The following is a 25631-nucleotide window of genomic DNA, read 5'->3' as shown; positions in this document are numbered from 1 at the left end:
CCAATGCAGATCGCCCGTGGCGCCATCGACCGCGCGCTCATCACCTGGCTTCTGATGCTCGGCTGCCTGCTTGGCGGGATCTGGGGCTTCGCCACCATCGGCCGGCTCGAGGATCCGGCCTTCACCATCAAGAACGCCATCGTCTTCACCCAGTATCCCGGCGCCTCGGCCGAGGACGTGGCGCGCGAGGTGTCCGAACCGCTGGAAAGTGCGATCCAGCAGATGGCCGAGGTCGACACCATCACGTCGTCCAACAAGCCGGGCGTCAGCCGGATCGAGGTGGAGGTGGAGTCCACCTATGGCGGCGACGAGCTGCCGCAGATCTGGGACAAGCTGCGCAACCGGGTGAACGACGCGCAGGGCGACCTGCCGGAGGGCGCCGGGCCCTCCATCGTCAACGACACGTTCGGGGACGTCTTCGGCATTTTCTACGCCGTCTCCACCCCCGGCTTCACCGACGCGGAGACCCACGAGCTGGCCGCCTTCATCCGGCGCGAGCTTCTGGCGGTGGAGGGCGTCGCCGACGTGGAGGTCGCCGGCCTGCCCGAAGAGGCGGTGTTCGTGGAGCCCGAACCGGCGGTGATCGCAAATCTCGGCGTGCCGCCCAACGCGATCATCGGTGCCATCCAGTCGGCGAACTCCGTCACCGATGCCGGGTCGGTCGACCAGAACGGACAGAGCATCCGCATTGCCCCGCCCGTCGGCTCGGACAGCGTCGAGCAGATCCAGAACCTGACCGTCGGCGTCCAGGGCGAGGTGGTGAACCTCACCGACATCGGCACCGTCTACCGCGGCCGGGTCGAAAGCCCCGACACCGTCATCCGCTTCGACGGGCAGGAGGCGTTCACCGTCGGCGTGTCGGGCAAGTCCGACCTCAACATCGTGGACATCGGCAAGGCGGTGGATGCCCGGCTCGACCGGCTGATGAACGACATTCCCTACGGCGTGGAATTCAACCCGGTCTACCAGCAGCACGTGGTGGTCGAGGACTCCTCCAACGCCTTCCTGGTCAACCTCGCCATGTCGGTGGCGATCGTGGTTGTGGTGCTCGCGCTCTTCATGGGCTGGCGGGCGGCGATCGTCGTCGGCACGACGCTGCTGCTGACCGTGGTCGGCACGATGTTCTTCATGGCGGTCTTCGGGATCGAGCTGCAGCGCATCTCTCTCGGGGCGCTGATCATCGCGATGGGGATGCTCGTCGACAACGCCATCGTCGTCGCGGAGGGGATGCAGGGCGAAATGGCCGAGGGCAAATCCTCGCGCGAGAGCGCGGCGGAGGTCGCCGGCAAGACGCAGATCCCGCTTCTGGGCGCGACGGTCATCGGCATCATGGCCTTCGCGGGGATCGGCCTGTCGCCGGATGCGACGGGGGAGTTCCTGTTCTCCCTCTTTGCCGTCATCGGCATCTCGCTGCTCTTGTCGTGGGTGCTGGCGATCACCGCGACGCCGCTTCTGGGTCACTACTTCTTCAAGCGCGGCGGGGTGGAGGCCGGCTCGGCCTATGACGGTCCGGTCTTCCGCGCCTACGCGGCGATCCTCCGGGTGGCGCTGAAACTGCGCTGGCTGGTGGTCATCGCGCTGATCGGGATCACCGTGGTGTGCTACATCGGCTTCGGCCAGGTGAAGCAACAGTTCTTTCCCGACAGCAACACGCCGCTGTTCTACGTCCATTACAAGCTGCCGCAGGGCGCGGACATCATGCGCACGGCAGGCGACATGGAAGTGCTGGAGGACTGGCTGGCCGAGCAGGACGAGGTGTCCTCGGTCGCGACCTTCGTCGGCGGCGGCGCGACGCGCTTCATGCTGACCTACGCGCCCGAAGAGGCATTGCCGACCTACGGCCACCTCATCATCCGCACCGAGACGCTGGAGCAGATCCCGTCGCTGCGCGCCCGTCTGGAGGAGTTCGGCCGCACGGCCCTGCCCGCCGGCGAATTCCGCACCGAGCGGCTGGCCTTCGGCCCCGGCGGTGGCGCACCGGTCGCGGTGCGGTTCTCGGGCTCCGACCCCAACGTGCTGCGCGCGCTGGCCGAGGATGCCGCCGCACGCATGACCGAAGCGTCGGACCGTCTGCAGGACCTGCGCACCGACTGGCGCGAGCGCGAACTCGTGTTGATGCCGCGCTATGCCGACGAGCGGGCCCAGACGGCCGGCATTGCCCGCGAGGACGTGGCCACCGCGCTCGCCAGCGCGACCGACGGCATCCGCGCTGGCGTCTACCGCGAGGACGACCGGCTCATCCCCATCGTCGTGCGCGATCCCGAGGCGTCGTCTGGCGGCGCCGGGCACCTGATCGACCGGCCGGTCTGGTCCGACACCGCGGGCACCTTCGTACCCCTGGAACAGGTGGTCGACGGCTTCGGCTACGAGGTGCACGACACGCTCTACCAGCGCCGCAACCGGCTGCCGACCATCGCGGTGGAGGCCGGCGTGCCCGCGGGCGTGAACGCCATGGACGTCTTCAACGAAGTGCGCGGCCCGATCGAGGCGATGGAACTGCCCGAAGGCTATGCGATGGAATGGGGCGGCGAATACGAAAGCTCCACCGAGGCGCAGGAGAGCCTGGGCCAGCAGCTGCCGATCTCGCTGCTGGTGATGGTGCTGATCTCCATCCTGCTGTTCGGCAAGCTGCGCCAGCCGCTGATCATCTGGCTGCTGGTGCCGATGTCGGTGAACGGGGTGGCGATCGGGCTCCTGGGCACAGGGCTGCCGTTCTCCTTCACCGCGCTCCTGGGCCTTCTGTCGCTCTCGGGCATGCTGATCAAGAACGGCATCGTGCTGGTGGAGGAAATCGACCTCACGCGCGAGGCCGGCGTGCCCTTCCGCGAGGCGGTGGTGCGGGCCTCGACATCGCGCCTGCGGCCGGTGGTGCTGGCGGCGGGGACGACGATTCTCGGCATGACGCCGCTCCTGTCGGATGCCTTCTTCGCTTCCATGGCGGTGACGATCATGGGCGGGCTCGGTTTCGCCTCTGTGCTGACGCTGATCGCCGCGCCGGTTCTCTACGTCATTTTCTTCCCGCGGGCGTGGAAGGCGGACGCGCCGGGGAAGAACTGAGCGGAGGGTGCGAGGGGCGGTCTGCGCCGAAAGCGCGACTTTTTGCGCTGGTGCCCGCGGCCGGACTCGAACCGGCACGCCATGTGGCTAGGGATTTTAAGTCCCCTGTGTCTACCGTTCCACCACGCGGGCCCGCAGCATCGGACCATATGCGGCGGACGAGGCGAGGGAAAGTGTCAGAGTTCGCTGCCCGGCGGGTCCCCCAGCAGGCGCGGCGACAAGGCCGGCCGCACGGGCACGGCATATGCGCCGGGCCGCCGGCGCACCGGTCACGTCACCTCCGCGACACCGTCCTCCTTGACCGCCTGCATCGCGACATAGGTGGAGGTGGAGGAGATATGCGGGAGGGTCGAGATATGGTCGGCCAGCACCTGCCGGTAGCTGCGCATGTCGGTGGTGCGCACCTTCAGCAGATAGTCGAAACTGCCGGCGATGAGATGCGCCTGCTCGATCTCGGGAATGCCGGCCACGGCATCGTTGAACGCGGCGAGCGCCGCCTCGCGCGTGTCCGAAAGGCGCACCTCCACGAAGGCGACGTGATCGAGGCCGAGCTGGATCGGATCGAGGATCGCGCGGTAGCCGCGGATCGCGCCGACCTCTTCCAGCCGCCGCAGCCGCGCCTGGGTGGGCGATTTCGACAGGCCGATCCGGCGCGCAAGCTCGGTGACGGAGCAGCGCCCGTCCTCTGCAAGCACCTTGAGGATCGCCCGGTCGAAGCTGTCGAGATCGAGAATGTCGGTTCGCATGGCGCGCCCCCGCAAAAGAAGTCGGATCGGATCGCGATCCCCGTCACTTCAGGACATATCACTGCAAAAAGCGGCATAAGCTAGAAAAAATCTGCGGAGGTACATCATGCCCAGAGACGTCACGACCGACCTGCGACGCAATATCGACGCCCAGACCTACGCCGACGAGGCGCGCACGGTGGAGGCGCTGGCCACCACGGCCGAGTTGTCCGAAGCCGACCGCCGCGCGATCTGCGAGCGCGGCGCGCAGCTTGTCCGGGACATCCGCGGCTCCGCCAGCCCGGGGCTGATGGAGGTGTTCCTGGCCGAATACGGCCTGTCGACGGAGGAAGGCATCGCGCTGATGTGCCTGGCCGAGGCGCTTCTTCGGGTGCCGGACGCCGAAACCATCGACGCGCTGATCGAGGACAAGATCGCCCCGTCCGACTGGGGCAAGCACATGGGGCACTCGGCCTCGCCGCTGGTGAATGCCTCGACCTGGGCGCTGATGCTCACCGGGAACGTCTTGAAGGATCGGGACCCGGGCATCGCGTCGCACCTGCGCGGCGCCGTGCGGCGTCTGGGCGAGCCGGTGATCCGCCGCGCCGTGGGTCAGGCGATGCGGGTGATGGGCCAGCAATTCGTGCTGGGCGAGACCATCGAGGCCGCGATGAAGCGCGCCGCCAAGCAGGAGGCGCGCGGCTACACCTATTCCTACGACATGCTGGGCGAGGCCGCACGCACCGAGGACGACGCGCGCCGCTATCACCTGTCCTACAGCCGCGCGATCAACGCCATCGCCGGCGCCGCGAAATCCAAGAAGACGCGCGACAATCCCGGCATCTCGGTCAAGCTGTCGGCGCTGCATCCGCGCTACGACGATCTGCAGGCCGACCTTGTCTTCGACTACGTGGTGCCGCGGCTGCGCACGCTCTGCCAGCTTGCCCGCTCGGCCGGGATCGGGCTCAACATCGACGCCGAGGAAATGGACCGGCTCGCGATCTCGCTCGACGTGATCGAGGAGGTGCTGTCGGAACCCTCGCTCCAGGGCTGGGACGGCTTCGGCGTGGTGGTGCAGGCCTACGGCAAGCGCGCGGCGCCGGTGCTCGACTGGCTGCACGATCTCGCAACGCGGCTCGACCGGCGGATCATGGTGCGGCTGGTCAAGGGTGCCTATTGGGACACGGAGATCAAGCGCGCGCAGGTGGCGGGGCTCGAGAGCTTCCCGGTCTTCACCTCGAAGCCGGCGTCGGACGTGAGCTACATCGCCAATGCGCGCAAGCTTCTCCGGATGACCGACCGGATCTATCCGCAATTCGCCACCCACAACGCGCACACGACCATGGCCGTGCTGCACATGGCCGAGGCGATGGAGGTGCCCAAGGAGCACTGGGAGTTCCAGCGCCTCCACGGGATGGGAGAGACGCTCTACGACATCCTGATGAAGAACGAGGGCGTGCGCTGCCGGATCTACGCTCCGGTGGGCCAGCACAAGGACCTGCTCGCCTACCTCGTGCGGCGACTGCTGGAAAACGGGGCCAACTCGTCCTTCGTCAACCAGATCGTCGATGAAAACGTCCCGCCGGAGACCGTCGCGGCCGATCCGTTCCCTCAGGTTCATGACAGCGGCCTGACCACCGGGCCGGACCTCTTCGCGCCCGAGCGGAAGAACTCCATGGGCTGGGATTTGCGCCACCGCCCGACGCTGGCGGCGATCGAAGAGGCCCGCGGCCCCTTCGAGCGTCACACATGGGCCGCGGGCCCGATCACCGCCGAGGAGGCGCCGCACGGGGCCGAGGAGGCGGTGGTGAACCCCGCACGCCCGCGCGACCAGGTTGGCACGGTCACCTGGGCCACGCCGGACACCGTCGCGGCGGCGGCCCGTGTTGCACAGCCATGGGACGCCCCGCCGGAGGAACGCGGCAAGGTCCTGAACCGCATCGCCGACCTCTACGAAGAGCATTACGGAGAGCTTTTCGCGATCCTCCACCGCGAGGCCGGCAAGTCGCTCAATGACGCCGTGGCCGAGGTGCGCGAGGCGGTCGACTTCCTGCGCTATTACGGCGCGCGCACCGCGGGCGACCCGCCGGTTGGTGTCTTCGCCTGCATCAGCCCCTGGAACTTCCCGCTGGCGATCTTCACCGGACAGATCGCCGCCGCGCTTGCCGCCGGCAACGCGGTCCTGTCGAAACCGGCCGAACAGACGCCGCTGATCGCGCACCGGGCCGCGCAGCTCATGCTCGAGGCCGGCGTGCCGGCGACGGCGCTCCAGCTCCTGCCCGGCGCGGCGGAGGTGGGCGGCGCGCTGACCTCCGATGCCCGCGTCGGCGGCGTGGCCTTCACCGGCTCCACCGAGACGGCACAGATCATCCACAAGTCGATGGCCGAGCATCTCGACCCCGGCGCGCCGCTGATCGCGGAGACCGGCGGGCTCAACGCGATGATCGTCGATTCCACCGCCCTGCCCGAACAGGCCGTCGCGGCGATCGTGGAATCGGCGTTCCAGTCGGCCGGCCAGCGCTGCTCCGCCCTGCGCTGCCTCTACGTGCAGGAGGACATTGTCGACAGCTTCACCGAGATGCTCACCGGCGCGATGGACGCGATGCGCATCGGCCGCGGCTGGGAGGTGTCGACCGACGTCGGCCCGGTGATCGACGCCGAGGCGAAAGCGGGGATCGCCGATTACGTCGCGGCGGCGGAGGACGAGGGGCGCGTGATCAAGACCTGCGACACGCCAGATGCCGGGCATTTCGTGGCGCCGACCCTGATCCGCGTGAAGGGGATCGACGATCTGGAGCGCGAGATCTTCGGCCCGGTCCTGCACCTCGCCACGTTCAAGGCCGACGAGATCGAGGCGGTGATCGACGCGATCAACGGGCGCGGCTACGGGCTGACCTTCGGGCTGATGACGCGGATCGACGACCGGGTGCAGCACGTCTCCGAGCGCATCGCGGCGGGCAACGTCTACGTCAACCGCAACCAGATCGGCGCCATCGTCGGCTCCCAGCCTTTCGGCGGCGAGGGGCTTTCGGGCACCGGTCCCAAGGCGGGCGGCCCGGACTACCTGGACCGCTTCCGCCAGCACCCGGCCGGGCAGTCCGCCGGCAAATGGTCCAAGGATGACGATCCGGCGCATATCGAGAAAGCCGCGAAGAAGGCGGCGCAGGACAGGGTGGTCGACCGGACCGAACTGCCCGGCCCGACGGGCGAGTCCAACATGCTCTCCACCCTGCCGCGTCCCGCCGTGCTCTGCCTCGGGCCGGGGGCGGAGGCGGCGCGGGTCCAGGCGCAGGCGATCCGCGATCTCGGCGGCGTCGCCGTGGAGGCGGAGGGGCGCGTGGCCCCCGAGGCGCTGGAGACGCTCGGCGGCATCTCCGGCGCGATCTGGTGGGGCGACGCGGAGGCCGCGCGCAGCTATCGCGCGGCCCTTGCGCGGTTCGACGGGCCGATCCGCTTCCTGGTGACCGGCACGCCCGACCGCGGCCACGCGCTCCTCGAACGCCACGTCTGCGTCGATACCACCGCAGCCGGCGGCAATGCCAAGCTCCTCGCCGGGGTGTCGTGACCGGGTGCGGCCGGGCGCCGCACAATCTTCATCAAGATTGTGCCCAGGTTCTTGTCCAAGAACCTGGGTCCCGGCCCCGCGGGCTTGACCCCGGGCGCCGGCGGTCCAAGCTCAGCCCATGTTTCCGATCCGCGATCACAACCCGTCGGGCTCCGTCCCCGTCGTCACCTACGCGCTGATCGCGGCGAACGTGGTGATCTTTCTCAACTACTGGTCGCTCTTTCAGAACGACCTGGCGCTCAACCGCTTCTTCTGGGACTGGGCGCTGATCCCGGCGCGCGTGACCGCGGGCGACGGATTCGGCGGTATCGTCACCTCGATGTTCCTGCATGGCGGGGTCCTGCACCTCGCCGGCAACATGCTGTTCCTGTTCATCTTCGGCGACAATGTCGAGGACGAGATGGGCCATGTCGGCTACCTCCTCTTCTACCTCGCCTCCGGCGTCGGCGCGGCGCTGGCGCAGTACATCACCGCGCCGTTTAGCCAGGTGCCCATGGTGGGCGCGTCGGGCGCCATCGCCGGAGTGATGGGCGCCTACCTGCTGCTGTTTCCCCGCGCCCGCGTCGACATCCTGATCATCCTGATCGTGATCTTTCGCATCGTCACCATTCCCGCGTGGATCCTGCTCGCGCTCTGGCTGGCGATGCAGGCCTTCGGCGGCATCGGCACGCCGGCGGATGCCGGCGGCACCGCCTACTGGGCGCATGTGGGCGGCTTCGTAATCGGCGTGGTGCTCACGATACCGCTCTGGCTCAGGCGCGGCGGGCCGGCCTTCTGGCGCCGCTCGCTGGGCGCTCCGCGCCACCCGGCGGCAGAGTACCGCCTGACCGCGACGGACGTGCCGCGCGCCGGACGCCGGCGCACCCGCCGCGGCCCCTGGAGCCGCTGACCATGGAGGAGACCCGCGAATGACCGAAAGACGCGCCACCTGCCATTGCGGCGCCGTGGAGCTGCGCGTGACGCTGTCGGCCCCTCTGGAGAGCGCCGCGCGCTGCGACTGCTCCTTCTGCCGGCGCCGAGCCGCGCCCAACGTCTCGGCCCGGCGCGAGAACGTGCATGTCGTCCGCGGCGCGGAGACGCTGACCCGCTACGGCTTCGGCACCGACACCGCACAGCATTACTTCTGCCGGATCTGCGGGATCTACATGTACCACGTCCGCCGCTCCGATCCGTCGGAATGCGGCGTCAATCTCGGCACGCTAGAGGGCGTGAACCCGGCCGAGTACGAACCGATGCGCTGGAACGACGGGGTCAATCACCCCTCGGACCGGTGATCACGCCTCGCGAATGACCCGCGCGAACTGGTCGAAGAGGTTGCCGTTGGCGCACAGGATCGTGCCGTCCTCGAGAGGCGTCTGCCCCTCGCGCACGCCCCCCACCAGCGCCCCGGCCTCGAGCGCGATCAGGCTCCCCGCCGCGAGATCCCAGATCTGCAGCTCGCGTTCCCAGTAGCCGTCGTAGCGGCCCGCGGCCACATAGGCGAGGTCGAGCGACGCCGCCCCCCAGCGCCGCACGCCCGCGCATTGCGGCATCAGCCGCGCAAGATCGGTGAGCGTCGCCGGCAGCGTCCGCTTGGCGCCGAAGGGCACGCCGGTGGCGAACAGCGCCTCGGACATGCGGGCGCGGCCCGACACGCGCAGGCGCTTGGAATCGTTCAGCCAGGCGCCCTGCCCGCGCTCGGCATAGAACATCTCGTCCTTCGCCGCGTCGTAGACCACGGCCGAGACGATCGACCCCTTGTGCTCCAGCGCGATGGAGATGGCCCAATGCGGCATGCCGTGCAGGAAGTTCGTCGTCCCGTCGAGCGGATCGACGATCCAGCGGCGCGTCGGGTCCTCGCCCGGCGTCTCGCCGCTTTCCTCGGCCAGCCAGCCATAGGTGCCGCGCGCGCCCATCAGTTCTTCGCGCAGGATCTTCTCGGCGGCGAGGTCGGCGCGGCTGACGAAGTCGCCGGCGCCCTTCATCGAGACCTGCAGGTTCTCGACCTCGCGGAAATCCTTGACGAGCGACCGTCCGGCCTTCCGCGCCGCCTTCATCATGATGTTGAGATTGGCGCTGCCCTGCATCGGCCCGGCCCTTCCTGTAGGTTCAGGCCGGGCGTATACGCGCGCCCATAAGGGATGTGAAGGGGCCGCGCCTCAGCGCTAGACGATGCCTTTCGCGCCAACCACGATGCCCTTGCCGCCGTCAGTGTCATCGGTGCGGTGCACCCGCTTCGGCGCAAGGGTGCGCGCACCGGCGCGGTTTTCGTACGGACCTGCATGCGGCGCGCCGCAGGAGATGACCCCGTTCAATGAGGTCGGCCGCAGGCCCGCAGGGCAGTAATTCGTCGCGCCCGGTCAACTGTGCACGAGGACGTCGGAACCGGCAACGTTCGTGGCGTCACCTCGGTAGGGCGTCGTTCCATGCGAGGGCCGTTTCGCTCGAACAGAATAGCGCGGCCGCCGCCAAAAAGCCCTGCGCATATGCCTTTTTCGCGGATTCCAAATGTTTCGGAGATCGAACGGCCGGGGCCGCGCAAGTCGAATTCTTCCAGCGCGGACAGGTTGCTTCAGACCCTTCGCGGTCAGGTCGGATCGTGCTCGTCCCAGTGGCGCCCCATAGCGACGATGCAGGACCGCCCCGACGCGTAGGTCATCACCAGGGTCCAGTCGCCGTCCTCCGCGCGCCAGAGTTCCATCACCTCGTCTGGAGAGCGCAGGCCCGTGGCATGACGCTTGGCTCCGTATTGGCGGGTCAGCTTGTCGGACATCCGGTCTTTCGGGGCGCAGATCACCTCTGCGATCGGGCTCTGCCCCGTCGCGGGAGCCGCCAGCGCGGCAAACAGGATGACAGCAAGGAAACGCATCCCTTGAATGTAACAGAGAGATGACAAATGCCTACAAAAAAGGGCCGGAGCAGGCTCCGGCCCGATATCCCCGCGCCCGGGCGCGGGGGACGATGCGCAAGCTGCGCTTCAGAACCGGTAGTTGAGGTTCACGCCGACCGTGGTCGCTTCGGCTTCGAGATCCCCGGCGTCGAAGTCGGAGAACTCGTGGTAGTTCACTTCGGCACCGGCGGTGACGTTCTCGGTCAGGAACGTCTCGGTGCCGAGGCCGACGTAGTAGCCGTCAGAGTCGCCAACCGAGTCAGAGTCGGTGTATGCCTTGGCGTAGCCGCCTTGGCCGAACACCATCGTGCGCCCGAAGTCGTAACCGAAGCGCGGGCCGACGCGCAGCAGACCGTCGGTGGTGGCAACACCGTCAACGTCGATATCGGCGAAATCATACTGCACCCCGCCGCCGAGGATGAAGTTGCCGAAGTCGTAATCGTAGTTGGCGCGCAGGCCGTACACGCCACCTTCGCCATCGCTGTCAGGGCTGTCGGTGTCGATGTCGCCATAGCCGAGTTGACCACCGAACGAGAAGCCCGAGAAGTCATAGAGCGGCGCGGGCGCTGCCGGGGTCACCGGCTGCTGAACGACCGGCTCTTGCGGCGTCGGGGTCGGGCCAGCGGCGAAGGCGACGCTGGCTGCGGTCGCGGCTGCGGCGGTGGTGATGAGGAAAACGCGTTTCATGCTCGGGTCTCCGTGCTCCGTTGCGTGTGGCGGGTCTTTTGCCCGTCGGTGGTGCAGCAGAAATGGTTAATGCCGCGACTTCGTTCCACCGATGCCGGATCACGGATCCGTGCCGGCACTCCGTCACGAAGTCGTGTTGTTTCAGGATCTTGCGGCCTCAGGCCGTGCTTTGCCGATGACCCGGGGTGCAAAGCTCACAACCTGAAACATGCCGGCACCTCCAATCACGCCGGGAGCGATTATTCGCTCAATCCCGCGCCTCAAGCGCATATCTGGCATTCTATATTTGCATACCAAATCGTGCACCTCATGTCCTGCGGGCGTTGCTTCCAACCTGCGGTAACGGCTCGACCCCGCGAAGGCCATTGACGCCACGCCGGAAGAAGACTAGCTGCTTCCCTGCGCCAGCCCTGCCGCGTGAGCAGGTGACGCCCGACACATGGCCGACGCGGCCCGGGGCGCAGCGCAATCATCACCACCCAGGTTCCCAATTCACGCGGGGGTCCGATGCTGCCGAACGGCGCGACGGGCAATGCGGCCCCGCGCGAGTCTTCGGCGGCAAACCCGAACGCGATCGCCCTGTCCGCCTTGCGGGACCGGGGCTCTCTTTCCGACGGCGCGCGCTGCGCCGCGACATGACAGGACACCACCTTTGGATTTCGACATGCTGGGGCTGCCGCCCCGCCTCGCCCAGAACCTCTCCGAAATGGGCATCACCGACCCGACCCCGATCCAGGCCCGCGCCATTCCCGAGGCCATGAACGGCCGTGACGTGATGGGCCTTGCCCAGACCGGCACCGGCAAGACCGCGGCCTTCGGGTTGCCGCTCGTTTCCGCCATCGCGCGGATGGAAGGCCGGCCCGATCCCAAGACGGTACGCGGGCTCGTCCTTGCGCCGACGCGCGAACTGGCCAAGCAGATCCTCGACAACCTCCGCGCCTATGCCGCCGGCACCAGCGTTCGGGTCGAACTCGTGGTCGGCGGCGCCGCCCCGCGCCCGCAGGAAAACAAGCTGGCACGCGGCGTCGACATCCTCGTCGCGACACCAGGCCGGCTGATCGACCATCTCGACCGCAAGGCCGTACGGCTGAGCGAGACCGGGTTCCTGGTCCTGGACGAGGCCGATCAGATGCTCGATCTCGGCTTCATCCACGCGCTTCGCAAGATCGCCCCGCTTCTGCCGGCAGAGCGCCAGACCATGCTGTTCTCGGCCACCATGCCCAAGCAGATGACCGAGATCGCGCAGGCCTTCCTCACAGATCCGGTGCGGATCGAGACCGCGCCGCCGGGCAAGCCGGTCGACAAGATCTCGCAGAGCGTCCACTTCGTCGAGCAGTCCGAAAAGACCGGCCTGTTGATCGACATGCTGAGCGCCCACCGCGACGAGGCCGCACTGGTCTTCGCGCGCACCAAGCACGGCGCTGAGCGTCTGATGAAGACGCTCGACAAGGCCGGCTTCGCCGCCGCCTCTGTCCACGGCAACAAGAGCCAGGGCCAGCGCGAACGGGCTCTGAAAGGCTTCCGGTCGGGTGAGCTGACGGTGCTGGTGGCAACGGACGTTGCCGCCCGCGGCATCGACGTGCCCGAGGTGCGTCACGTCTACAACTTCGATCTGCCGAACGTGGCGGACAACTATGTCCACCGCATCGGTCGCACGGCCCGCGCGGGCCGCGACGGCGCCGCGATCGCGTTCTGCGCGCCGGCCGAGATGGGTGAGTTGCGCGACATCCAGAAGGTGATGGGCCGCGACATCCCCGTCGCCGGCGGCACACCTTGGTCGGCACCGCGCGGCGAGGCCCCGAAAAAACGCCGTGGCGGCGGTGGTGGCAAAGGCTTCGGCGGCGGTGGCGATGGCGCCCGCAAGCCGCAATCGCGGCGCCCGCGTCAGTCCCGCCCGCGCAAGGCGGCCTGAGCCGCTCCGGCAGCCGAATTCCCCAGGCAGTAGGAACGACGCCTCCCGGTTCTCCGGGAGGCGTCTTTCGTTCAGGCCCCGGCCGGCCAGGTGAAGTCGGGGCGCAGCCCTTCGTGCACCGGGCGACCGTCATCCGGCTTCGGATACGGCTTCGAGCTGTCGTAGAAGGCGTGATAGGTGGCATCCGGGAAGGCCCCGGTATCGTAGCCCATCACGTTCGGCACCGCGACGCGGATCCGCCCCTGCTTGTCGTCCAGCATCAACGGCGCGCCACACTCGGAGCAGGTGCACAGCTCGAGCGGCCCGTCGGGGTTGTCGGCGTTGAACGGCTGGCGGGCGATCTTCTCGGGATGGTCCACCTCGATGTCGGAGTGGTTGAAGAACGCCACATGCGTGGTCTGCTGACCGGTCACGTTCTTGCAGACGTTGCAGTGGCAGACGTGGTTGTCGATCGGCTCGGCCGTGGCCGTCACGTGGACATGCGCGCAGCCGCCTTCATAGTGGGTGGTCATCGGTGTCTCTCCTCCATTTGGACGCGCGCTCTTGGCGGCGCGCGTGGACACAGTGTCGCGCCGAACGGGCCCACCGGGCGAGAGAGTCTTTCGGCGGTGTTCCAGACGGCGCCGGTCCCGGCGCCGGAAACGAAAACACCCTCCGGCCGGGGCCGGAGGGTGCCGTGGGCGCACAATCGGCGCCCCCTGTCTCATGTCGCGGCGCGGGTCAGCCGCGCTCTTCGACGATTTCCACCAGATGCGGGATCTTGCGGATCATGCCGCGGATCGAAGGCGTGTCCTCGAGCTCGCGGGTCTTGTGCATCTTGTTGAGGCCGAGCCCGATGAGCGTCTTGCGCTGGATCTCGGGGCGGCGGATCGGGGAACCGATCTGCTTGACGACGATGGTCTTTGCCATGGGTTACGCCTCCTCCGACACGCGGACGTGGTCGCCTTCCGCCTGCGGGTTGTTCTCTTCCCGCTTGGGCAGGATGTCCGACACCTTCTTGCCGCGGCGCTGCGCGACGTGACGGGGCGACTGCTGACGCGACAGGCCTTCGAGCGTGGCGCGGATCATGTTGTACGGGTTCTGCGAGCCGTTCGACTTCGCGACGACGTCCTGGATGCCGAGCATTTCGAACACAGCGCGCATCGGACCACCGGCGATGATCCCGGTACCCTGCGGGGCGGTGCGCATGATCACGCGGCCCGCGCCGTGGCGCCCTTCGAGGTCGTGGTGCAGGGTGCGGCCTTCGCGCAGCGGCACGCGCATCATCTTGCGCTTGGCCTGCTCGGTCGCCTTGCGGATCGCCTCGGGGACCTCTTTGGCCTTGCCCTTGCCGAAGCCGACGCGGCCCTTCTGGTCACCGACAACCACGAGCGCGGCGAAGCCGAAGCGCTTGCCGCCCTTCACGGTCTTGGAGACACGGTTGATCGCCACCAGGCGATCGGCGAATTCGGGGGCCTCGTCGCGGTCGCGGCGGCCGCCCCGTCTGTTGTCACGTTCTGCCATGCAAGGCATTCCTTTCGTACTGGGCCGCGCGGCCCGTATCGTCCAATCGAAGTGGCCCGAGCGCCGGGCCCCCGATCATCGAGGCGGCCTGAACCGCCTGCGCATGGTGCGACGGCCGGGGCCGCCAGACGGATGGGGCGGGCCGAAGCCCGCCACATCTTCAGATCTTCAGACCGGCCTCGCGGGCCGCGTCGGCCACGGCCTTGACCTTGCCGTGAAAGAGGAAACCGCCGCGGTCGAAATACGCTTCTTCCACGCCGGCCTTCTTCGCACGCTCGGCAATCGCGGCGCCGACCTTCTGGGCGGCTTCCACGTTGTTCTTGCCGAGAACGCCGAGATCCTTCTCGAGCGTCGAGGCCGCCGCCACGGTCACGCCGTTGACGTCGTCGATCAGCTGCACGCTGATGTTCTTGTTGGAGCGGTGGACCGAAAGGCGCATCCGCCCCTCGTTCACCGCGCGCAACTTGTTCCGGACGCGCAGACGGCGCTTCAGGAACTGCACTCGCTTGTCGTATGCCATGTTCGCCGTCCTTACTTCTTCTTGCCTTCCTTCTGGAAGATGTACTCACCCTTGTAGCGGATGCCTTTGCCCTTGTAGGGTTCGGGCCGCCGCCAGTCGCGGATGTTCGAGGCCACCTGACCCACCTGCTGAAGGTCGTGGCCTTCGACGGTGAGTTCGGTCGGCTTCGCCGCGGTAATGGTGATCCCTTCCGGAATCGGGAAATCGACGTCGTGCGACAGGCCGAGGTTCAGTTTCAGGACCTGGCCCTGAACCTGCGCCCGGTAACCAACGCCTTGGATCTCCAGCTCCTTCTTGAAGGTGTTCTGGACCCCATGGACGAGGTTGGCGATGATGGTGCGGGTCATGCCCCACTGCTGGCGCGCGCGCTTGGACTTGCCGCGCGGCTCCACCGTCACGGCATCGTCGCCCACCGTGATGGTCACGTCGTCAGTTGCGGTGAAGCTTTTGGTGCCCTTGGGGCCCTTCACCTCGATCGTCTGCCCCGACAGGGATGCGGAGACACCCGAGGGCAGCTCGACCGGTCTTTTGCCAATACGAGACATTGTCAGGCCTCCTTAGAATACCGTGCAGAGCACTTCGCCGCCGACGTTCTGGGCGCGGGCGGAGTGATCGCTCATCACGCCCTTGGACGTGGAGACGATCGAGATGCCCAGGCCCTGACGCACCTGCGGAATGGTGTCGACGCCGAGATAGACGCGGCGGCCCGGCTTGGACACGCGCTTCAGCTCGCGGATCACCGGCTCGCCCTCATAGTACTTGAGCGAGATTTCCAGCGCCGCATGGCCGTTCTTGTCGGTCGTCCGTTCGTAGCCGCGGATGTAGCCTTCGTCCGCGAGCACATCGAGAACCCAGGCGCGCAGCTTGGACGCGGGCGTCGACACCGTCGACTTGCCGCGCATGCCGGCGTTGCGGATACGGGTGAGCATATCACCGATAGGATCGTTCATGTGTCAGCCCTCCCTTACCAGCTCGACTTGACCATGCCGGGCAGCAGGCCCTTGTTGCCGAGGTCGCGCAGCATGATCCGGCTGATCTTCAGCTTGCGGTAATAGGCGTGCGGACGCCCCGTCAGCTGGCAGCGGTTGTTGAGGCGCGTGGGCGAGGAATTGCGGGGTAGCTCGGCCAGCTTGAGCCGGGCCTTGAACCGCTCTTCCATCGGCTTGGATTCGTCTTTCGCGGTCGCTTTCAGCGAAGCGCGCTTGGCGGCGTATTGTGCCACGAGCCGCTCACGCTTCTTCTGACGTTCGACCATGGATTTCTTAGCCATGTCTGTATTCCCTCAGCTCGTGAACGGCATGTTGAACTGCTTCAGCAGCGACTTCGCCTCGGCATCGGTCTTCGCCGTGGTGGCGATGATGATGTCCATGCCCCAGACCTCGTCGACCTTGTCGAAATCGATCTCGGGGAAGACGATGTGCTCCTTGAGGCCCATCGCGAAGTTGCCACGGCCATCGAAGCTGGGCTTCACGCCGCGGAAGTCGCGGATGCGGGGCATCGCGATGGTGACCAGCCGGTCGAGGAATTCGTACATCCGGTCGCCGCGCAGCGTGACCTTCGCACCGAGCGGCATGTCCTCGCGGACACGGAAGCCGGCGATCGACTTCTTCGCCTTGGTGACGACAGCGTGCTGGCCGGCGATCTTCGACAGGTCTTCCTGCGCCGACTTGGCCTTCTTGGAGTCGCGCACCGCCTCGGCACCGCAGCCGATGTTCAGGACGATCTTGTCCAGACGCGGGATCTGCATGTCGTTCTTGTAGCCGAACTCCTCACGGAGCGCGGGGCGGATCGTCTCGCGGAACTGCTGGCGCAGGCGCGGGGTGTAGTTCGCCGTATCAAGCATCGATCGCATCCCCCGTGGTCTTGGCGAAGCGGACCTTCTTGTCGCCCTCGACGCGGAAGCCGACGCGGGTCGGTTTGCCATTGGCGTCGACGAAAGCCAGGTTCGACAGGTCGATCGGCATCGCCTTGGGCTGGCGGCCGCCCTGGTTGGTCTGGCTCTGGCGCTGGTGACGCACGGCCATGTTCAGGCCCTCGACCACCGCCTTGTTCTCTTTGGGCATCACCGTGGTGATGGTGCCCTGCTTGCCGCGGTCCTTGCCGGCAAGCACGACGACCTTGTCGCCCTTCTTGAGTTTCGCAGCCATCAGAGCACCTCCGGAGCGAGCGAGATGATCTTCATGAAGTTCTTCGCGCGGAGCTCACGCACCACGGGGCCGAAGATACGGGTGCCGATGGGCTCGCCCGAATTGTTGAGGATCACCGCGGCGTTGCGGTCGAAGCGGATGGCGGTGCCGTCTTCGCGACGAACCTCCTTGGCGGTGCGCACGACGACGGCCTTGCGGACATCGCCCTTCTTCACGCGGCCGCGCGGGATGGCTTCCTTGACGGAGACGACGATGATGTCGCCTACCGACGCATACTTGCGCTTGGAGCCACCCAGGACCTTGATGCACTGAACTTTTCGGGCACCCGAATTGTCAGCGACATCCAGATTGGTCTGCATCTGGATCATGGCGTTTCTCCCGACCTTCCGGAGCTGTTCTGGTTAACTCTCCGGGGTTTCGATTGTCATGTGCCGGGCCCGCGCGGGGCCCGGGGTCGTTCTACTGGGCGCTTTCGGCCTCGGCCTTCTGGGCCTCCCACCGCTCGCGCTCGATCCGGGCAAGCTCGGCGTGGTGGGCCTTCTGCTCCTCGATCATCTCGGCGGTCATCACTTCCCACCGCTTGGTCTTGGACTTCGGCGCGCATTCGCGGATCATCACGAAATCGCCGACCTTGAAGGACTGGGCCTCGTCGTGGGCGCGGTACTTCTTGGATTTCTTGATCGTCTTCTGAAGCACCGGGTGCTTGAAGCGACGCTCGACCGAGACCGTCACCGTCTGCGCGTTGGCGGTCGAGGTCACGGTGCCTTGCAGGATTCGCTTGGGCATGTCGCGGGTCCTCTTACTCGGTCGTGGCGGCCGCGGCCGCCTTTTCGTTGAGAACGGTCATCACGCGCGCAGTGTCGCGCTTGACGGTGCGCATGCGCGCGGTGTTCTCCATCTGGCCGGTCGCCTGCTGGAAGCGCAGGTTGAAGGCCTCTTTCTTGAGCTGGACAAGCTGGTCCCGGAGTTCGTCCGGGGTCTTGTCACGGAGTTCGCTGGCGTTCATGGCGCCCCTTTCATTCAACATCACCGGAAGGCCCCTGCCTGCGTTGGCGCGCAGGGTCACCCTGATTCCGGTGGAGTCCGTGGATGAGGCTCGCGCCTACCATCAAGCCGTGCACAACGCAAGCGGCGATTGGTTCAGCGCAGGTAGTTGCCGGTATTGGCCGTCCATCGACGCTCGGCGAGCATTTCGTCCCCGCACTTGTCGCCCTGGATATCGTAGGTGGCCTGCCAGCGCCCCCCCGCCCCGAGCACAAGATCCCAGGACCGGGTCGCGATCCGCACGGTCACGAAACGCGGATCGCTGAGCGCCGCCTTATCCTTCACCAGCGGGACGGCGAACGGCAGGAAGTGATTGCAGATCCCGTGGATGATGTGGGCCTTCGACATCTTGTCGGTGACCTGGTCCACGCGCAGGCGGAGTTCGAGGCCCTCCTCGCCTTCGCCCCTGATCGCGATGGTGTTGGTCCACTCGACGTTCTGCGCCCCTGCGGGCAGCGGCACCAGGGTGAGGAAGGCGAACGTCGCCGTGCCGAACATTACTGCGATCGCTTTGGTCATGGCCCTTCGTACCCTGCAAATCGTTACGCCCGAGTGAATCGAAGCGTAATCGGACTTGCCGGCTGCGCAAAACGCGCTAAGGGCCATCAGGCCCGATTTGTTCGGAGGTGCCCGATTTTTATTCCCACTTGTAGTTGAAGCTGACGCTGATGCGGTCGTCCTCGGCCATGTTCATCGGCACCTCGTGCCGCAGCCAGGATTCCCACAGCATCACGTCGCCGACCTCGGGCGCCACGTAGACGAAGCTCTTCAGCTCCTCGCGGCACTCCTTCGTGCGCGTCGGCGCAGCCATCATCATCGGCAGGCGCGGATCCTCGAGCTTGAGCGCCGAGGTCCCGTCGGGCATCGCCACATAGGTCGTCCCCGAGATCACCGAATGGGGGTGGATGTGCGAACCGTGGGAGCCGCCCTCGGGCAGCACGTTGATCCAGATATCCTCCAGCACCAGCCCCTTGTCGCCAAGATCGAACTGCAGGTCCTCCGCGAAGGCGGCGACATGGGCGTCGAGCGCCTTCACCAGGTCGGCGAAGATCGGGAAGCGCCACGGCAGGTCGGTGAGCGAGGCATAGGAGGTGTACCCGGGATAGCCTTCGCGCTCGCACCAGTCCTGCCCGGCCTCGTCATCGTCGGCGATGGAGTAGCAGGAGGCTTCGAGTTCGCCCGGATCGATCTGCGGATCGAAGGCCGAGAGGCGCGCGCGGTACAGGCGTGTCGCGAAGAGGGAGCGAGTGTCGGCCATGGGGGCTCTCCGGGGTCTGGCTGGCGGTTGCCGCCTCCCTATCCCACGACAGCACCGAACGGAACGGGGCCCGTCACGCCGCCGGGACGAAGGTGAAGCCCGAAACTCCGCGGTCGGCAAACGGGGCCCGAAGGGACGACACCTTGCCAAGCTCGGTCACCGCGAGATCCGGCAGGGCACCGCCTGCCCGGACCCGTAGACCCCGCGCCGTCCATTCCCGGTAGACATCGAGCCGGGCCCTTGCCTCGGCCGCATCCTCGTCGCTCGCGTCGAGCGTGACGGAGACGACAACCGGCGCGCGAGCCCCTCTGGCGACGTCAGGCTGACCCCGTGACCTTCGAATTGAACGGAATAAACCGGCATTGTCACATTCCTCGGACGCAGAAGGCCCCCAGCGTTTCCACTGGGGGCCCATGAGGCGAACGCGGGGTCCGCCCCCTTGTCTTACCAGTCCTCGCGCGCAACGATGCGCGTCTTGATCGGCAGCTTCATCGACGCAAGGCGCAGAGCCTCGCGGGCAATTTCCTCGCCGACGCCGTCGATCTCGAACATCACCCGGCCGGGCTTGACCTTGCAGGCCCAGCGGTCGACCGACCCCTTGCCTTTACCCATCCGGACCTCGATCGGCTTGGCCGACACGGGCACATCCGGGAAAATGCGGATCCAGACACGGCCCTGACGCTTCATGTGGCGCGTCATGGCACGGCGGGCCGCCTCGATCTGGCGCGCGGTCACGCGCTCGGGCTGCGTGGCCTTCAGGCCGAAGGAGCCGAAGTTAAGGTCGGAGCCGCCCTTGGCCTCGCCCTTGATGCGACCCTTCTGCTGCTTGCGGTACTTGGTACGCTTGGGTTGAAGCATGTCCTATCCTCCTCAGCGCCGGCCGCCGCCGGCACCGCGCGGTGCAGGTCCGTCCTGGATTTCCTGCGTGCGGCGGTCGCGGGCTTGGGGATCGTGCTCCATGATCTCGCCTTTGAAGATCCAGACCTTGATCCCGATGATGCCGTAAGGCGTTTCCGCCTCGACGCTGGCATGGTCGATATCGGCACGCAGGGTGTGCAGCGGAACGCGGCCCTCGCGGTACCATTCCGTCCGCGCGATCTCCGCGCCGCCGAGACGGCCCGAGACGTTCACCCGGATGCCCTGTGCGCCCATGCGCATGGCGTTCTGCACCGCGCGCTTCATGGCTCGGCGGAACGACACCCGGCGTTCGAGCTGCTGGGCGATGCTTTCACCCACCAGGCGCGCGTCCAGTTCCGGCTTGCGCACCTCGACGATGTTGAGGTGCAGCTCGGACGCGGTCATGCGGCCCAGCTTCTTGCGCAGGGTCTCGATGTCGGCGCCCTTCTTGCCGATGATGACGCCCGGACGCGCGGCATGGATCGTCACGCGGCACTTCTTGTGCGGACGCTCGATGATGATGCGCGCGACGCCGGCCTGCTTGCACTCATCGTGGATGAACTCGCGGATCTTGAGATCCTCGAGCAGCAGGTTGCCGTAGTCCTTGGTGTCGGCGTACCAGCGGCTGTCCCAGGTGCGGTTCACCTGCAGGCGCATGCCGATCGGATTGGTCTTGTTACCCATTAGGCTTGCTCCTCGACCTGACGCACCTTGATGGTGATTTCCGAGAACGGCTTCAGAATGCGCCCGAACCGGCCACGGGCCCGCGGACGACCGCGCTTCATGATCAGGTTCTTGCCCACATACGCTTCGGCGACGACGAGGTCGTCGACGTCGAGGCCGTGGTTGTTCTCGGCGTTGGCGATGGCCGACTGAAGGCACTTCTTCACGTCTTCGGCGATGCGCTTCTTGGAGAAGGTCAGGTCCGTGAGGGCCTTGTCGACCTTCTTGCCGCGAATGAGCGCCGCGACGAGGTTCAGCTTCTGCGGCGAGGTGCGCAGCATGCGCAGCTTGGCCATCGCCTCGTTGTCCGCCACGCGGCGGGGATTCTTATCCTTGCCCATGGCTTATTTCCTCTTCGCTTTCTTGTCGGCCGAGTGCCCGTAATAGGTGCGGGTGGGCGAGTATTCGCCGAACTTCTGTCCGATCATGTCCTCGGAGACGTTCACCGGCACATGCTTGTGGCCGTTGTAGACGCCGAAGGTGAGGCCGACGAACTGCGGCAGGATGGTGGAACGACGCGACCAGATCTTGATCACTTCGTTGCGGCCCGATTCGCGCGCTGCCTCGGCCTTCTTCAGGACGTAGGCGTCGACGAACGGACCTTTCCAGACGGAACGTGTCATGTGTTAGCGACCCTTCTTCCGAGCGTGACGCGAGCGAATGATGAGCTTCTGCGACGCCTTGTTGGTGTCGCGCGTGCGATGGCCCTTGGTCGGCTTGCCCCAGGGGCTGACCGGGTGACGGCCGCCCGAGGTGCGGCCCTCGCCGCCACCATGCGGGTGGTCGATCGGGTTCATCACGACGCCGCGGACGCTCGGGCGCTTGCCCATGTGGCGCGACCGGCCGGCCTTGCCGAAGTTCTGGTTGCTGTTGTCGGGGTTCGACACCGCGCCCACGGTGGCCATGCATTCCTGCCGGACCATCCGAAGCTCGCCCGACGACAGGCGGATCTGCGCGTAGCCGCCGTCACGGCCGACGAACTGCGCGTAGGTGCCGGCGGCGCGTGCGATCTGCCCGCCCTTGCCCGGCTTCAGCTCGATATTGTGGACGATCGTGCCGATCGGCATGCCCGAGAACGGCATCGCGTTGCCCGGCTTGATGTCGGCCTTGGCACCCGACAGAACGCGGTCGCCGATGGCGAGGCGCTGGGGCGCGAGGATGTAGGCCTGCTCGCCGTCATCGTACTGGATCAGCGCGATGAAGGCGGTCCGGTTGGGGTCGTATTCGATCCGGGCGACGGTGCCCTGGACGTCGAACTTGCGACGCTTGAAGTCCACGATCCGGTAAAGGCGCTTTGCGCCCCCGCCGCGGCGGCGCATCGTGATCCGTCCGGTGTTGTTGCGACCGCCCTTCTTCGTCAGACCCTCGGTGAGGCTCTTGACGGGGCGTCCCTTGTACAGCTCCGAACGGTCGATCAGCACCAGCCCGCGCTGGCCCGGCGTCGTCGGCTTGTACGACTTGAGTGCCATGCTTTCTGTCTTCCGTTATCAGCGGCCCGGATTCCCCGCTCGGGTCTCCGCGCCTATGTGTCGGCCGGGTCCAGATCGGCTGGCTCCGGCGTCGGATGTAGGGCCCCGAAGGTCCCCGGTGATGGCCGCAACGGTGGGCGGAGTGCCCACCCTACGGACGCCGGGCGATGCCGCGGCGTATCGCGGGGCGGCAGGTCGGGTGGGCAATCCGCCCACCGCCGGCCCCCGCAAATGCGACGTGGCCCCGGGTTCGGCCCCGGGGCCACGTCACGATTCGCAGCCTCTTATCAGAGGCCCGTGGTCACGTCGATGGTGTTGCCCTCTTCGAGCGTGACATAGGCCTTCTTGGTGTCGGCGCGGCGGCCCTTCTGGCCGCGGAAGCGCTTCACCTTGCCCTTGTGGATCGCGGTGTTCACCGCCTTCACCTTGACGCCGAAGACAGCCTCGATCGCGTCGCGGATCTGCGGCTTGGTGGCGTCCATCGCCACCTCGAAGACGACGGCGTTGTTCTCGGACGCCATCGTGGACTTCTCGGTGATGATCGGCTTTCGGATCACGTCGTAGTGCTGTGCGGTCGCGCTCATTTCAGGCGTGCCTCCAGTGCTTCGATCCCCGCGCGGGTGATCACCAGGGTGTCCCGCTTGAGGATGTCGTAGACGTTCGCGCCCATCGACGGCAGCACATCGAGCCCGTCGATATTCGCCGCGGCACGGGCGAATTCGCCGTTCACCTCGGCGCCGTCGATGACGAGCGCACGCTTCCAGCCCAGATCCTTGACCGCCTTGGCGAGGGTCTTGGTCTTGCCGTCGGTCTCCGCGCTCTCGAGGATCACGAGATTGCCCTCGCGCGCCTTCGCCGACAGCGCGTGCATCAGGCCCAGCTTGCGGACCTTCTTGGGGAGCTCATGCGCATGGCTGCGCGGCTTGGGCCCCTTGTAGATGCCACCCTTGCGGAAGATCGGTGCGCCGCGGTCGCCGTGGCGTGCGCCGCCGGTGCCCTTCTGGCGATAGATCTTCTTGGTGGAGTAGCTGACTTCCGAGCGGCCGAGCGTCGAATGGGTGCCCTGCATCGCCTTGTTGCGCTGCCAGCGCACGACACGGTGCAGGATGTCGGCGCGCGGCTCGAGATCGTAGATCTCGTCCGCGAGATCCACCGACCCGGCGGTGCCGCCGTCCAGCTTGATCACGTCGAGTTTCATTCCTGACCGTCCTTCTTCTCGGCGTCCGACTTGTCGGTCTCGGCCGACTCCTCGGAAATTTCGGCCTCGGCTTCCTTGAGGGCGGCCTCCTGCTGGGCGGCCTCCTCTGCAAGGCGGGCCTCCTCGGCGGCGCGGGCCTCTTCCTCGGCCTGCTTGGCGGCTTCTTCCGCCACGCGCTTGGCCTCCTCGGCTGCCGACTTCAGCGCCGCGGGCAGGATGATGTTCTCGGGCGTCGGTTTCTTGACCGCGTCCTTGATCGTCACCCAGCCGCCCTTGGCGCCCGGCACCGCGCCCTTGATCATGATCAGGCCGCGCTCGGCGTCCGTCTTCACGACCTGCAGGTTCTGCGTGGTCACGCGCACCGCGCCCATGTGGCCGGCCATCTTCTTGCCCTTGAACACCTTGCCGGGGTCCTGGCACTGGCCGGTGGAGCCGTGCGAGCGGTGGCTGATCGACACGCCGTGCGTGGCCTCGAGACCACGGAAGTTGTGCCGCTTCATGCCGCCGGCAAAGCCCTTGCCGATCGAGGTGCCGCAGACGTCCACGAACTGGCCCTCGAAATAGTGATCGGCGGTGATTTCCTCACCCACGTCGATCAGGTTCTCCGGCGCGACGCGGAATTCCGCGACCTTGCGCTTGGGCTCCACCTTGGCGACGGCGAAGTGGCCACGCATCGGCTTGGAGACGTTCTTGGCACGGATCGTGCCGCAGCCGAGCTGAACGGCGGAATAGCCGTGCGCCTCGGTGGTGCGCTGCGCCACGACCTGCAGCTTGTCGAGTTGCAGGACGGTCACGGGGATTTGCTTCCCGTCGTCCTGGAAGATCCGGGTCATCCCGACCTTCTTTGCGATGATTCCAGAGCGCATCTGTCGTTGCCCTCCTTACACCTTGATTTCGACGTCGACGCCGGCGGCGAGGTCGAGCTTCATCAGCGCGTCCACGGTCTGCGGGGTCGGATCGACGATGTCGAGAAGACGCTTGTGGGTGCGGATCTCCCACTGGTCGCGCGACTTCTTGTTGACGTGGGGCCCGCGCAGGACGGTGAACCGCTCGATCTTGTTCGGCAGCGGGATCGGCCCGCGCACGTCGGCACCGGTCCGCTTGGCGGTGTTCACGATCTCCTGCGTGCTGGCATCCAGCACGCGGTAGTCGAACGCCTTGAGCCGGATCCGAATGTTCTGGCTTTGCATGTGTCTTGCCTTCGTAGGCTTGGTGAGAGCCCGAGAGGAGGGGGCAGGACCACCCTGCCGCCTCATCGCGCCCGCGTCGGACCGTCGGAGCGGCGCGGCCCCGGAGACGCTCCGGGGCCTTGCCGGGCCCGCAGCCCGATTGTCTTGTCTGCCCTCAGCGCCCCGGTACCGGACCGGCGCGCTTCGAGCGTCGCGTGCGAGCGCCCTGCCGGGCGCCCTGGCGGCGATCAGCCGCCGATCACTCGATGATCTTGGCGACGACGCCGGAGCCGACGGTGCGACCGCCTTCGCGGATGGCGAAGCGCAGGCCGTCTTCCATCGCGATCGGCGCGATCAGCTCCACGCCGAACTTCAGGTTGTCGCCCGGCATCACCATCTCGGTGCCTTCCGGCAGCGTCACCGTCCCGGTCACGTCCGTCGTGCGGAAGTAGAACTGCGGGCGGTAGTTCGCGAAGAACGGCGTGTGGCGGCCGCCCTCTTCCTTGGTCAGGATGTAGACCTCGGCCTCGAACTTGGTGTGCGGCGTCACCGATTTCGGCTTGCACAGCACCTGGCCGCGCTCGACGCCGTCACGGTCGATGCCGCGCAGCAGCGCGCCGATGTTGTCGCCCGCCTCGCCGCGGTCGAGCAGCTTGCGGAACATCTCGACGCCCGTGCAGGTCGTCTTGCGGGTGTCCTTCAGGCCGACGATCTCGAGCTCGTCGCCGACATTCACCACCCCGCGCTCGACCCGGCCGGTGACCACCGTGCCGCGGCCCGAGATCGAGAACACGTCCTCGATCGGCATCAGGAACGGCTGGTCCACGGCGCGTGCCGGCTGCGGGATGTAATCGTCGACCGCCGCCATCAGCTCCTTGATCTTCTCTT

33 protein-coding genes and 1 tRNA gene are annotated in these 25631 nt (G+C 66.9%); 5 read left to right on the top strand and 29 right to left on the bottom strand.

Annotated features, from left to right (window positions below; genetic code table 11):
* Positions 1 to 3 precede the first annotated feature (3 nt).
* Positions 4 to 3057 (top strand): efflux RND transporter permease subunit, encoded by a 3054-nt coding sequence (locus F3H57_RS17260; RefSeq protein ID WP_149757330.1) that lies wholly within the window; start codon positions 4 to 6, stop codon positions 3055 to 3057.
* 48 nt (positions 3058 to 3105) lie between these two features.
* On the opposite strand, the gene F3H57_RS17255 is transcribed toward F3H57_RS17260, so the two are convergent.
* Both F3H57_RS17255 and F3H57_RS17250 read right to left on the bottom strand, forming a co-directional pair.
* Positions 3106 to 3189 (bottom strand) — tRNA-Leu (locus F3H57_RS17255).
* Positions 3190 to 3326: 137 nt separating this feature from the next.
* Complete coding sequence (locus F3H57_RS17250; RefSeq protein WP_149757328.1) at positions 3327 to 3803, bottom strand: Lrp/AsnC family transcriptional regulator; 477 nt, start codon at positions 3801 to 3803, stop codon at positions 3327 to 3329.
* 106 nt (positions 3804 to 3909) lie between these two features.
* Here F3H57_RS17250 and putA point away from each other — a divergent pair, with 106 nt between their 5' ends.
* The 3 genes from putA to F3H57_RS17235 all read left to right on the top strand — a co-directional run bounded on the left by putA (position 3910) and on the right by F3H57_RS17235 (position 8621).
* Entirely contained in the window at positions 3910 to 7347 is a 3438-nt protein-coding gene (putA, locus tag F3H57_RS17245; RefSeq protein ID WP_149757326.1) for a bifunctional proline dehydrogenase/L-glutamate gamma-semialdehyde dehydrogenase PutA, read from the top strand.
* A 118-nt stretch (positions 7348 to 7465) separates the two neighbouring features.
* Positions 7466 to 8236, top strand: coding sequence for a rhomboid family intramembrane serine protease (locus F3H57_RS17240; RefSeq protein WP_149757324.1), 771 nt, complete (start codon positions 7466 to 7468; stop codon positions 8234 to 8236).
* Positions 8237 to 8255: 19 nt separating this feature from the next.
* Entirely contained in the window at positions 8256 to 8621 is a 366-nt protein-coding gene (locus F3H57_RS17235; RefSeq protein ID WP_149757322.1) for a GFA family protein, read from the top strand.
* Here F3H57_RS17235 and F3H57_RS17230 read toward each other — a convergent pair whose 3' ends face one another.
* The 3 genes from F3H57_RS17230 to F3H57_RS17220 form a co-directional block, all read right to left on the bottom strand.
* On the bottom strand, positions 8622 to 9413 hold the full coding sequence (locus F3H57_RS17230; protein WP_149757320.1) for an inositol monophosphatase family protein: 792 nt from the start codon (positions 9411 to 9413) through the stop codon (positions 8622 to 8624). It lies immediately after the preceding gene.
* Between the two features lie 500 nt (positions 9414 to 9913).
* Entirely contained in the window at positions 9914 to 10195 is a 282-nt protein-coding gene (locus F3H57_RS17225; RefSeq protein WP_149757318.1) for a hypothetical protein, read from the bottom strand.
* Positions 10196 to 10303: 108 nt separating this feature from the next.
* Positions 10304 to 10903 (bottom strand): outer membrane protein, encoded by a 600-nt coding sequence (locus tag F3H57_RS17220; RefSeq protein ID WP_149757316.1) that lies wholly within the window; start codon positions 10901 to 10903, stop codon positions 10304 to 10306.
* Positions 10904 to 11555: 652 nt separating this feature from the next.
* Between F3H57_RS17220 and F3H57_RS17215 the strand changes: the two genes are divergently transcribed.
* Complete coding sequence (locus F3H57_RS17215; protein WP_223163119.1) at positions 11556 to 12815, top strand: DEAD/DEAH box helicase; 1260 nt, start codon at positions 11556 to 11558, stop codon at positions 12813 to 12815.
* Positions 12816 to 12886: 71 nt separating this feature from the next.
* Here the strand turns inward: F3H57_RS17215 and F3H57_RS17210 are convergent, their stop codons facing one another.
* From F3H57_RS17210 to F3H57_RS17095, 24 genes are all read right to left on the bottom strand, one after another.
* Positions 12887 to 13327: a GFA family protein gene (locus F3H57_RS17210; protein ID WP_149757314.1), complete on the bottom strand. Its 441-nt coding sequence runs from the start codon at positions 13325 to 13327 to the stop codon at positions 12887 to 12889.
* Between the two features lie 208 nt (positions 13328 to 13535).
* On the bottom strand, positions 13536 to 13724 hold the full coding sequence (rpmD, locus tag F3H57_RS17205; protein ID WP_149757312.1) for a 50S ribosomal protein L30: 189 nt from the start codon (positions 13722 to 13724) through the stop codon (positions 13536 to 13538).
* Positions 13725 to 13727: 3 nt separating this feature from the next.
* A complete protein-coding gene (gene rpsE, locus F3H57_RS17200) occupies positions 13728 to 14318 on the bottom strand; it encodes a 30S ribosomal protein S5 (protein ID WP_149757310.1) in 591 nt (196 codons plus the stop codon).
* Positions 14319 to 14478: 160 nt separating this feature from the next.
* Positions 14479 to 14838 (bottom strand): 50S ribosomal protein L18, encoded by a 360-nt coding sequence (gene rplR / locus F3H57_RS17195; protein ID WP_149757308.1) that lies wholly within the window; start codon positions 14836 to 14838, stop codon positions 14479 to 14481.
* Between the two features lie 11 nt (positions 14839 to 14849).
* Positions 14850 to 15383 (bottom strand): 50S ribosomal protein L6, encoded by a 534-nt coding sequence (gene rplF / locus F3H57_RS17190; protein WP_149757306.1) that lies wholly within the window; start codon positions 15381 to 15383, stop codon positions 14850 to 14852.
* Positions 15384 to 15395: 12 nt separating this feature from the next.
* Positions 15396 to 15788 (bottom strand): 30S ribosomal protein S8, encoded by a 393-nt coding sequence (rpsH, locus tag F3H57_RS17185; RefSeq protein ID WP_149757304.1) that lies wholly within the window; start codon positions 15786 to 15788, stop codon positions 15396 to 15398.
* A 14-nt stretch (positions 15789 to 15802) separates the two neighbouring features.
* Positions 15803 to 16108 (bottom strand): 30S ribosomal protein S14, encoded by a 306-nt coding sequence (rpsN, locus tag F3H57_RS17180; protein ID WP_149757302.1) that lies wholly within the window; start codon positions 16106 to 16108, stop codon positions 15803 to 15805.
* A 12-nt stretch (positions 16109 to 16120) separates the two neighbouring features.
* Positions 16121 to 16681, bottom strand: a complete 561-nt coding sequence (rplE, locus tag F3H57_RS17175; RefSeq protein ID WP_149757300.1) for a 50S ribosomal protein L5 — start codon at positions 16679 to 16681, stop codon at positions 16121 to 16123.
* Positions 16674 to 16985, bottom strand: coding sequence for a 50S ribosomal protein L24 (gene rplX / locus F3H57_RS17170; RefSeq protein ID WP_149757298.1), 312 nt, complete (start codon positions 16983 to 16985; stop codon positions 16674 to 16676). The genes rplE and rplX overlap by 8 nt, the downstream gene beginning before the upstream one ends.
* Complete coding sequence (gene rplN, locus F3H57_RS17165; RefSeq protein WP_149757296.1) at positions 16985 to 17353, bottom strand: 50S ribosomal protein L14; 369 nt, start codon at positions 17351 to 17353, stop codon at positions 16985 to 16987. Before rplN ends, rplX begins: the two co-directional genes overlap by 1 nt.
* Before the next feature lie 91 nt (positions 17354 to 17444).
* Positions 17445 to 17771 carry a 30S ribosomal protein S17 gene (rpsQ, locus tag F3H57_RS17160; protein WP_149757294.1) on the bottom strand — a complete coding sequence of 109 codons (327 nt, stop codon included), beginning with the start codon at positions 17769 to 17771 and terminating at the stop codon, positions 17445 to 17447.
* Between the two features lie 13 nt (positions 17772 to 17784).
* Positions 17785 to 17991: a 50S ribosomal protein L29 gene (gene rpmC / locus F3H57_RS17155; RefSeq protein ID WP_149757522.1), complete on the bottom strand. Its 207-nt coding sequence runs from the start codon at positions 17989 to 17991 to the stop codon at positions 17785 to 17787.
* A 134-nt stretch (positions 17992 to 18125) separates the two neighbouring features.
* Positions 18126 to 18548, bottom strand: coding sequence for a hypothetical protein (locus F3H57_RS17150; protein WP_149757292.1), 423 nt, complete (start codon positions 18546 to 18548; stop codon positions 18126 to 18128).
* Between the two features lie 118 nt (positions 18549 to 18666).
* On the bottom strand, positions 18667 to 19287 hold the full coding sequence (locus F3H57_RS17145; protein ID WP_149757290.1) for a TIGR02466 family protein: 621 nt from the start codon (positions 19285 to 19287) through the stop codon (positions 18667 to 18669).
* Positions 19288 to 19731: 444 nt separating this feature from the next.
* Entirely contained in the window at positions 19732 to 20145 is a 414-nt protein-coding gene (rplP, locus tag F3H57_RS17140) for a 50S ribosomal protein L16 (protein WP_149757288.1), read from the bottom strand.
* A gap of 12 nt (positions 20146 to 20157) precedes the next feature.
* The gene (gene rpsC / locus F3H57_RS17135) at positions 20158 to 20868 is read right to left on the bottom strand and encodes a 30S ribosomal protein S3 (protein ID WP_149757286.1); all 711 of its coding nucleotides are present in this window, start codon (positions 20866 to 20868) and stop codon (positions 20158 to 20160) included.
* Positions 20868 to 21248 (bottom strand): 50S ribosomal protein L22, encoded by a 381-nt coding sequence (gene rplV, locus F3H57_RS17130; RefSeq protein WP_149757284.1) that lies wholly within the window; start codon positions 21246 to 21248, stop codon positions 20868 to 20870. Before rplV ends, rpsC begins: the two co-directional genes overlap by 1 nt.
* A gap of 3 nt (positions 21249 to 21251) precedes the next feature.
* The gene (gene rpsS, locus F3H57_RS17125) at positions 21252 to 21530 is read right to left on the bottom strand and encodes a 30S ribosomal protein S19 (RefSeq protein WP_037263239.1); all 279 of its coding nucleotides are present in this window, start codon (positions 21528 to 21530) and stop codon (positions 21252 to 21254) included.
* Positions 21531 to 21533: 3 nt separating this feature from the next.
* A complete protein-coding gene (rplB, locus tag F3H57_RS17120) occupies positions 21534 to 22376 on the bottom strand; it encodes a 50S ribosomal protein L2 (RefSeq protein ID WP_149757282.1) in 843 nt (280 codons plus the stop codon).
* 287 nt (positions 22377 to 22663) lie between these two features.
* Positions 22664 to 22960 (bottom strand): 50S ribosomal protein L23, encoded by a 297-nt coding sequence (locus tag F3H57_RS17115; protein WP_149757280.1) that lies wholly within the window; start codon positions 22958 to 22960, stop codon positions 22664 to 22666.
* Complete coding sequence (gene rplD / locus F3H57_RS17110) at positions 22957 to 23574, bottom strand: 50S ribosomal protein L4 (RefSeq protein ID WP_149757278.1); 618 nt, start codon at positions 23572 to 23574, stop codon at positions 22957 to 22959. The genes F3H57_RS17115 and rplD overlap by 4 nt, the downstream gene beginning before the upstream one ends.
* The gene (gene rplC, locus F3H57_RS17105) at positions 23571 to 24440 is read right to left on the bottom strand and encodes a 50S ribosomal protein L3 (protein WP_149757276.1); all 870 of its coding nucleotides are present in this window, start codon (positions 24438 to 24440) and stop codon (positions 23571 to 23573) included. Before rplC ends, rplD begins: the two co-directional genes overlap by 4 nt.
* A 15-nt stretch (positions 24441 to 24455) precedes the next feature.
* Entirely contained in the window at positions 24456 to 24764 is a 309-nt protein-coding gene (gene rpsJ, locus F3H57_RS17100; protein ID WP_043773807.1) for a 30S ribosomal protein S10, read from the bottom strand.
* Positions 24765 to 25002: 238 nt separating this feature from the next.
* Positions 25003 to 25631 (bottom strand): EF-Tu C-terminal domain-related protein (locus tag F3H57_RS17095; protein WP_262504523.1); only part of this gene is annotated, 629 nt, incomplete at its 5' end.

It is taken from the genome of Roseivivax sediminis (assembly GCF_900112685.1).
GTDB lineage: Bacteria > Pseudomonadota > Alphaproteobacteria > Rhodobacterales > Rhodobacteraceae > Roseivivax > Roseivivax sediminis.
This window is presented reverse-complemented; position numbering and strand designations above follow the sequence as displayed.

What these genes read in the sequence shown, in the direction of transcription:
- F3H57_RS17260 (WP_149757330.1), top strand. Translation starts at nt 4, where the DNA reads ATGCAGATCGCCCGTGGCGCCATCGACCGCGCGCTCATCACCTGGCTT.
- F3H57_RS17250 (WP_149757328.1), bottom strand. Translation starts at nt 3,803, where the DNA reads ATGCGAACCGACATTCTCGATCTCGACAGCTTCGACCGGGCGATCCTC.
- putA (WP_149757326.1), top strand. Translation starts at nt 3,910, where the DNA reads ATGCCCAGAGACGTCACGACCGACCTGCGACGCAATATCGACGCCCAG.
- F3H57_RS17240 (WP_149757324.1), top strand. Translation starts at nt 7,466, where the DNA reads ATGTTTCCGATCCGCGATCACAACCCGTCGGGCTCCGTCCCCGTCGTC.
- F3H57_RS17235 (WP_149757322.1), top strand. Translation starts at nt 8,256, where the DNA reads ATGACCGAAAGACGCGCCACCTGCCATTGCGGCGCCGTGGAGCTGCGC.
- F3H57_RS17230 (WP_149757320.1), bottom strand. Translation starts at nt 9,413, where the DNA reads ATGCAGGGCAGCGCCAATCTCAACATCATGATGAAGGCGGCGCGGAAG.
- F3H57_RS17225 (WP_149757318.1), bottom strand. Translation starts at nt 10,195, where the DNA reads ATGCGTTTCCTTGCTGTCATCCTGTTTGCCGCGCTGGCGGCTCCCGCG.
- F3H57_RS17220 (WP_149757316.1), bottom strand. Translation starts at nt 10,903, where the DNA reads ATGAAACGCGTTTTCCTCATCACCACCGCCGCAGCCGCGACCGCAGCC.
- F3H57_RS17210 (WP_149757314.1), bottom strand. Translation starts at nt 13,327, where the DNA reads ATGACCACCCACTATGAAGGCGGCTGCGCGCATGTCCACGTGACGGCC.
- rpmD (WP_149757312.1), bottom strand. Translation starts at nt 13,724, where the DNA reads ATGGCAAAGACCATCGTCGTCAAGCAGATCGGTTCCCCGATCCGCCGC.
- rpsE (WP_149757310.1), bottom strand. Translation starts at nt 14,318, where the DNA reads ATGGCAGAACGTGACAACAGACGGGGCGGCCGCCGCGACCGCGACGAG.
- rplR (WP_149757308.1), bottom strand. Translation starts at nt 14,838, where the DNA reads ATGGCATACGACAAGCGAGTGCAGTTCCTGAAGCGCCGTCTGCGCGTC.
- rplF (WP_149757306.1), bottom strand. Translation starts at nt 15,383, where the DNA reads ATGTCTCGTATTGGCAAAAGACCGGTCGAGCTGCCCTCGGGTGTCTCC.
- rpsH (WP_149757304.1), bottom strand. Translation starts at nt 15,788, where the DNA reads ATGAACGATCCTATCGGTGATATGCTCACCCGTATCCGCAACGCCGGC.
- rpsN (WP_149757302.1), bottom strand. Translation starts at nt 16,108, where the DNA reads ATGGCTAAGAAATCCATGGTCGAACGTCAGAAGAAGCGTGAGCGGCTC.
- rplE (WP_149757300.1), bottom strand. Translation starts at nt 16,681, where the DNA reads ATGCTTGATACGGCGAACTACACCCCGCGCCTGCGCCAGCAGTTCCGC.
- rplX (WP_149757298.1), bottom strand. Translation starts at nt 16,985, where the DNA reads ATGGCTGCGAAACTCAAGAAGGGCGACAAGGTCGTCGTGCTTGCCGGC.
- rplN (WP_149757296.1), bottom strand. Translation starts at nt 17,353, where the DNA reads ATGATCCAGATGCAGACCAATCTGGATGTCGCTGACAATTCGGGTGCC.
- rpsQ (WP_149757294.1), bottom strand. Translation starts at nt 17,771, where the DNA reads ATGCCCAAGCGAATCCTGCAAGGCACCGTGACCTCGACCGCCAACGCG.
- rpmC (WP_149757522.1), bottom strand. Translation starts at nt 17,991, where the DNA reads ATGAACGCCAGCGAACTCCGTGACAAGACCCCGGACGAACTCCGGGAC.
- F3H57_RS17150 (WP_149757292.1), bottom strand. Translation starts at nt 18,548, where the DNA reads ATGACCAAAGCGATCGCAGTAATGTTCGGCACGGCGACGTTCGCCTTC.
- F3H57_RS17145 (WP_149757290.1), bottom strand. Translation starts at nt 19,287, where the DNA reads ATGGCCGACACTCGCTCCCTCTTCGCGACACGCCTGTACCGCGCGCGC.
- rplP (WP_149757288.1), bottom strand. Translation starts at nt 20,145, where the DNA reads ATGCTTCAACCCAAGCGTACCAAGTACCGCAAGCAGCAGAAGGGTCGC.
- rpsC (WP_149757286.1), bottom strand. Translation starts at nt 20,868, where the DNA reads ATGGGTAACAAGACCAATCCGATCGGCATGCGCCTGCAGGTGAACCGC.
- rplV (WP_149757284.1), bottom strand. Translation starts at nt 21,248, where the DNA reads ATGGGCAAGGATAAGAATCCCCGCCGCGTGGCGGACAACGAGGCGATG.
- rpsS (WP_037263239.1), bottom strand. Translation starts at nt 21,530, where the DNA reads ATGACACGTTCCGTCTGGAAAGGTCCGTTCGTCGACGCCTACGTCCTG.
- rplB (WP_149757282.1), bottom strand. Translation starts at nt 22,376, where the DNA reads ATGGCACTCAAGTCGTACAAGCCGACGACGCCGGGCCAGCGCGGGCTG.
- F3H57_RS17115 (WP_149757280.1), bottom strand. Translation starts at nt 22,960, where the DNA reads ATGAGCGCGACCGCACAGCACTACGACGTGATCCGAAAGCCGATCATC.
- rplD (WP_149757278.1), bottom strand. Translation starts at nt 23,574, where the DNA reads ATGAAACTCGACGTGATCAAGCTGGACGGCGGCACCGCCGGGTCGGTG.
- rplC (WP_149757276.1), bottom strand. Translation starts at nt 24,440, where the DNA reads ATGCGCTCTGGAATCATCGCAAAGAAGGTCGGGATGACCCGGATCTTC.
- rpsJ (WP_043773807.1), bottom strand. Translation starts at nt 24,764, where the DNA reads ATGCAAAGCCAGAACATTCGGATCCGGCTCAAGGCGTTCGACTACCGC.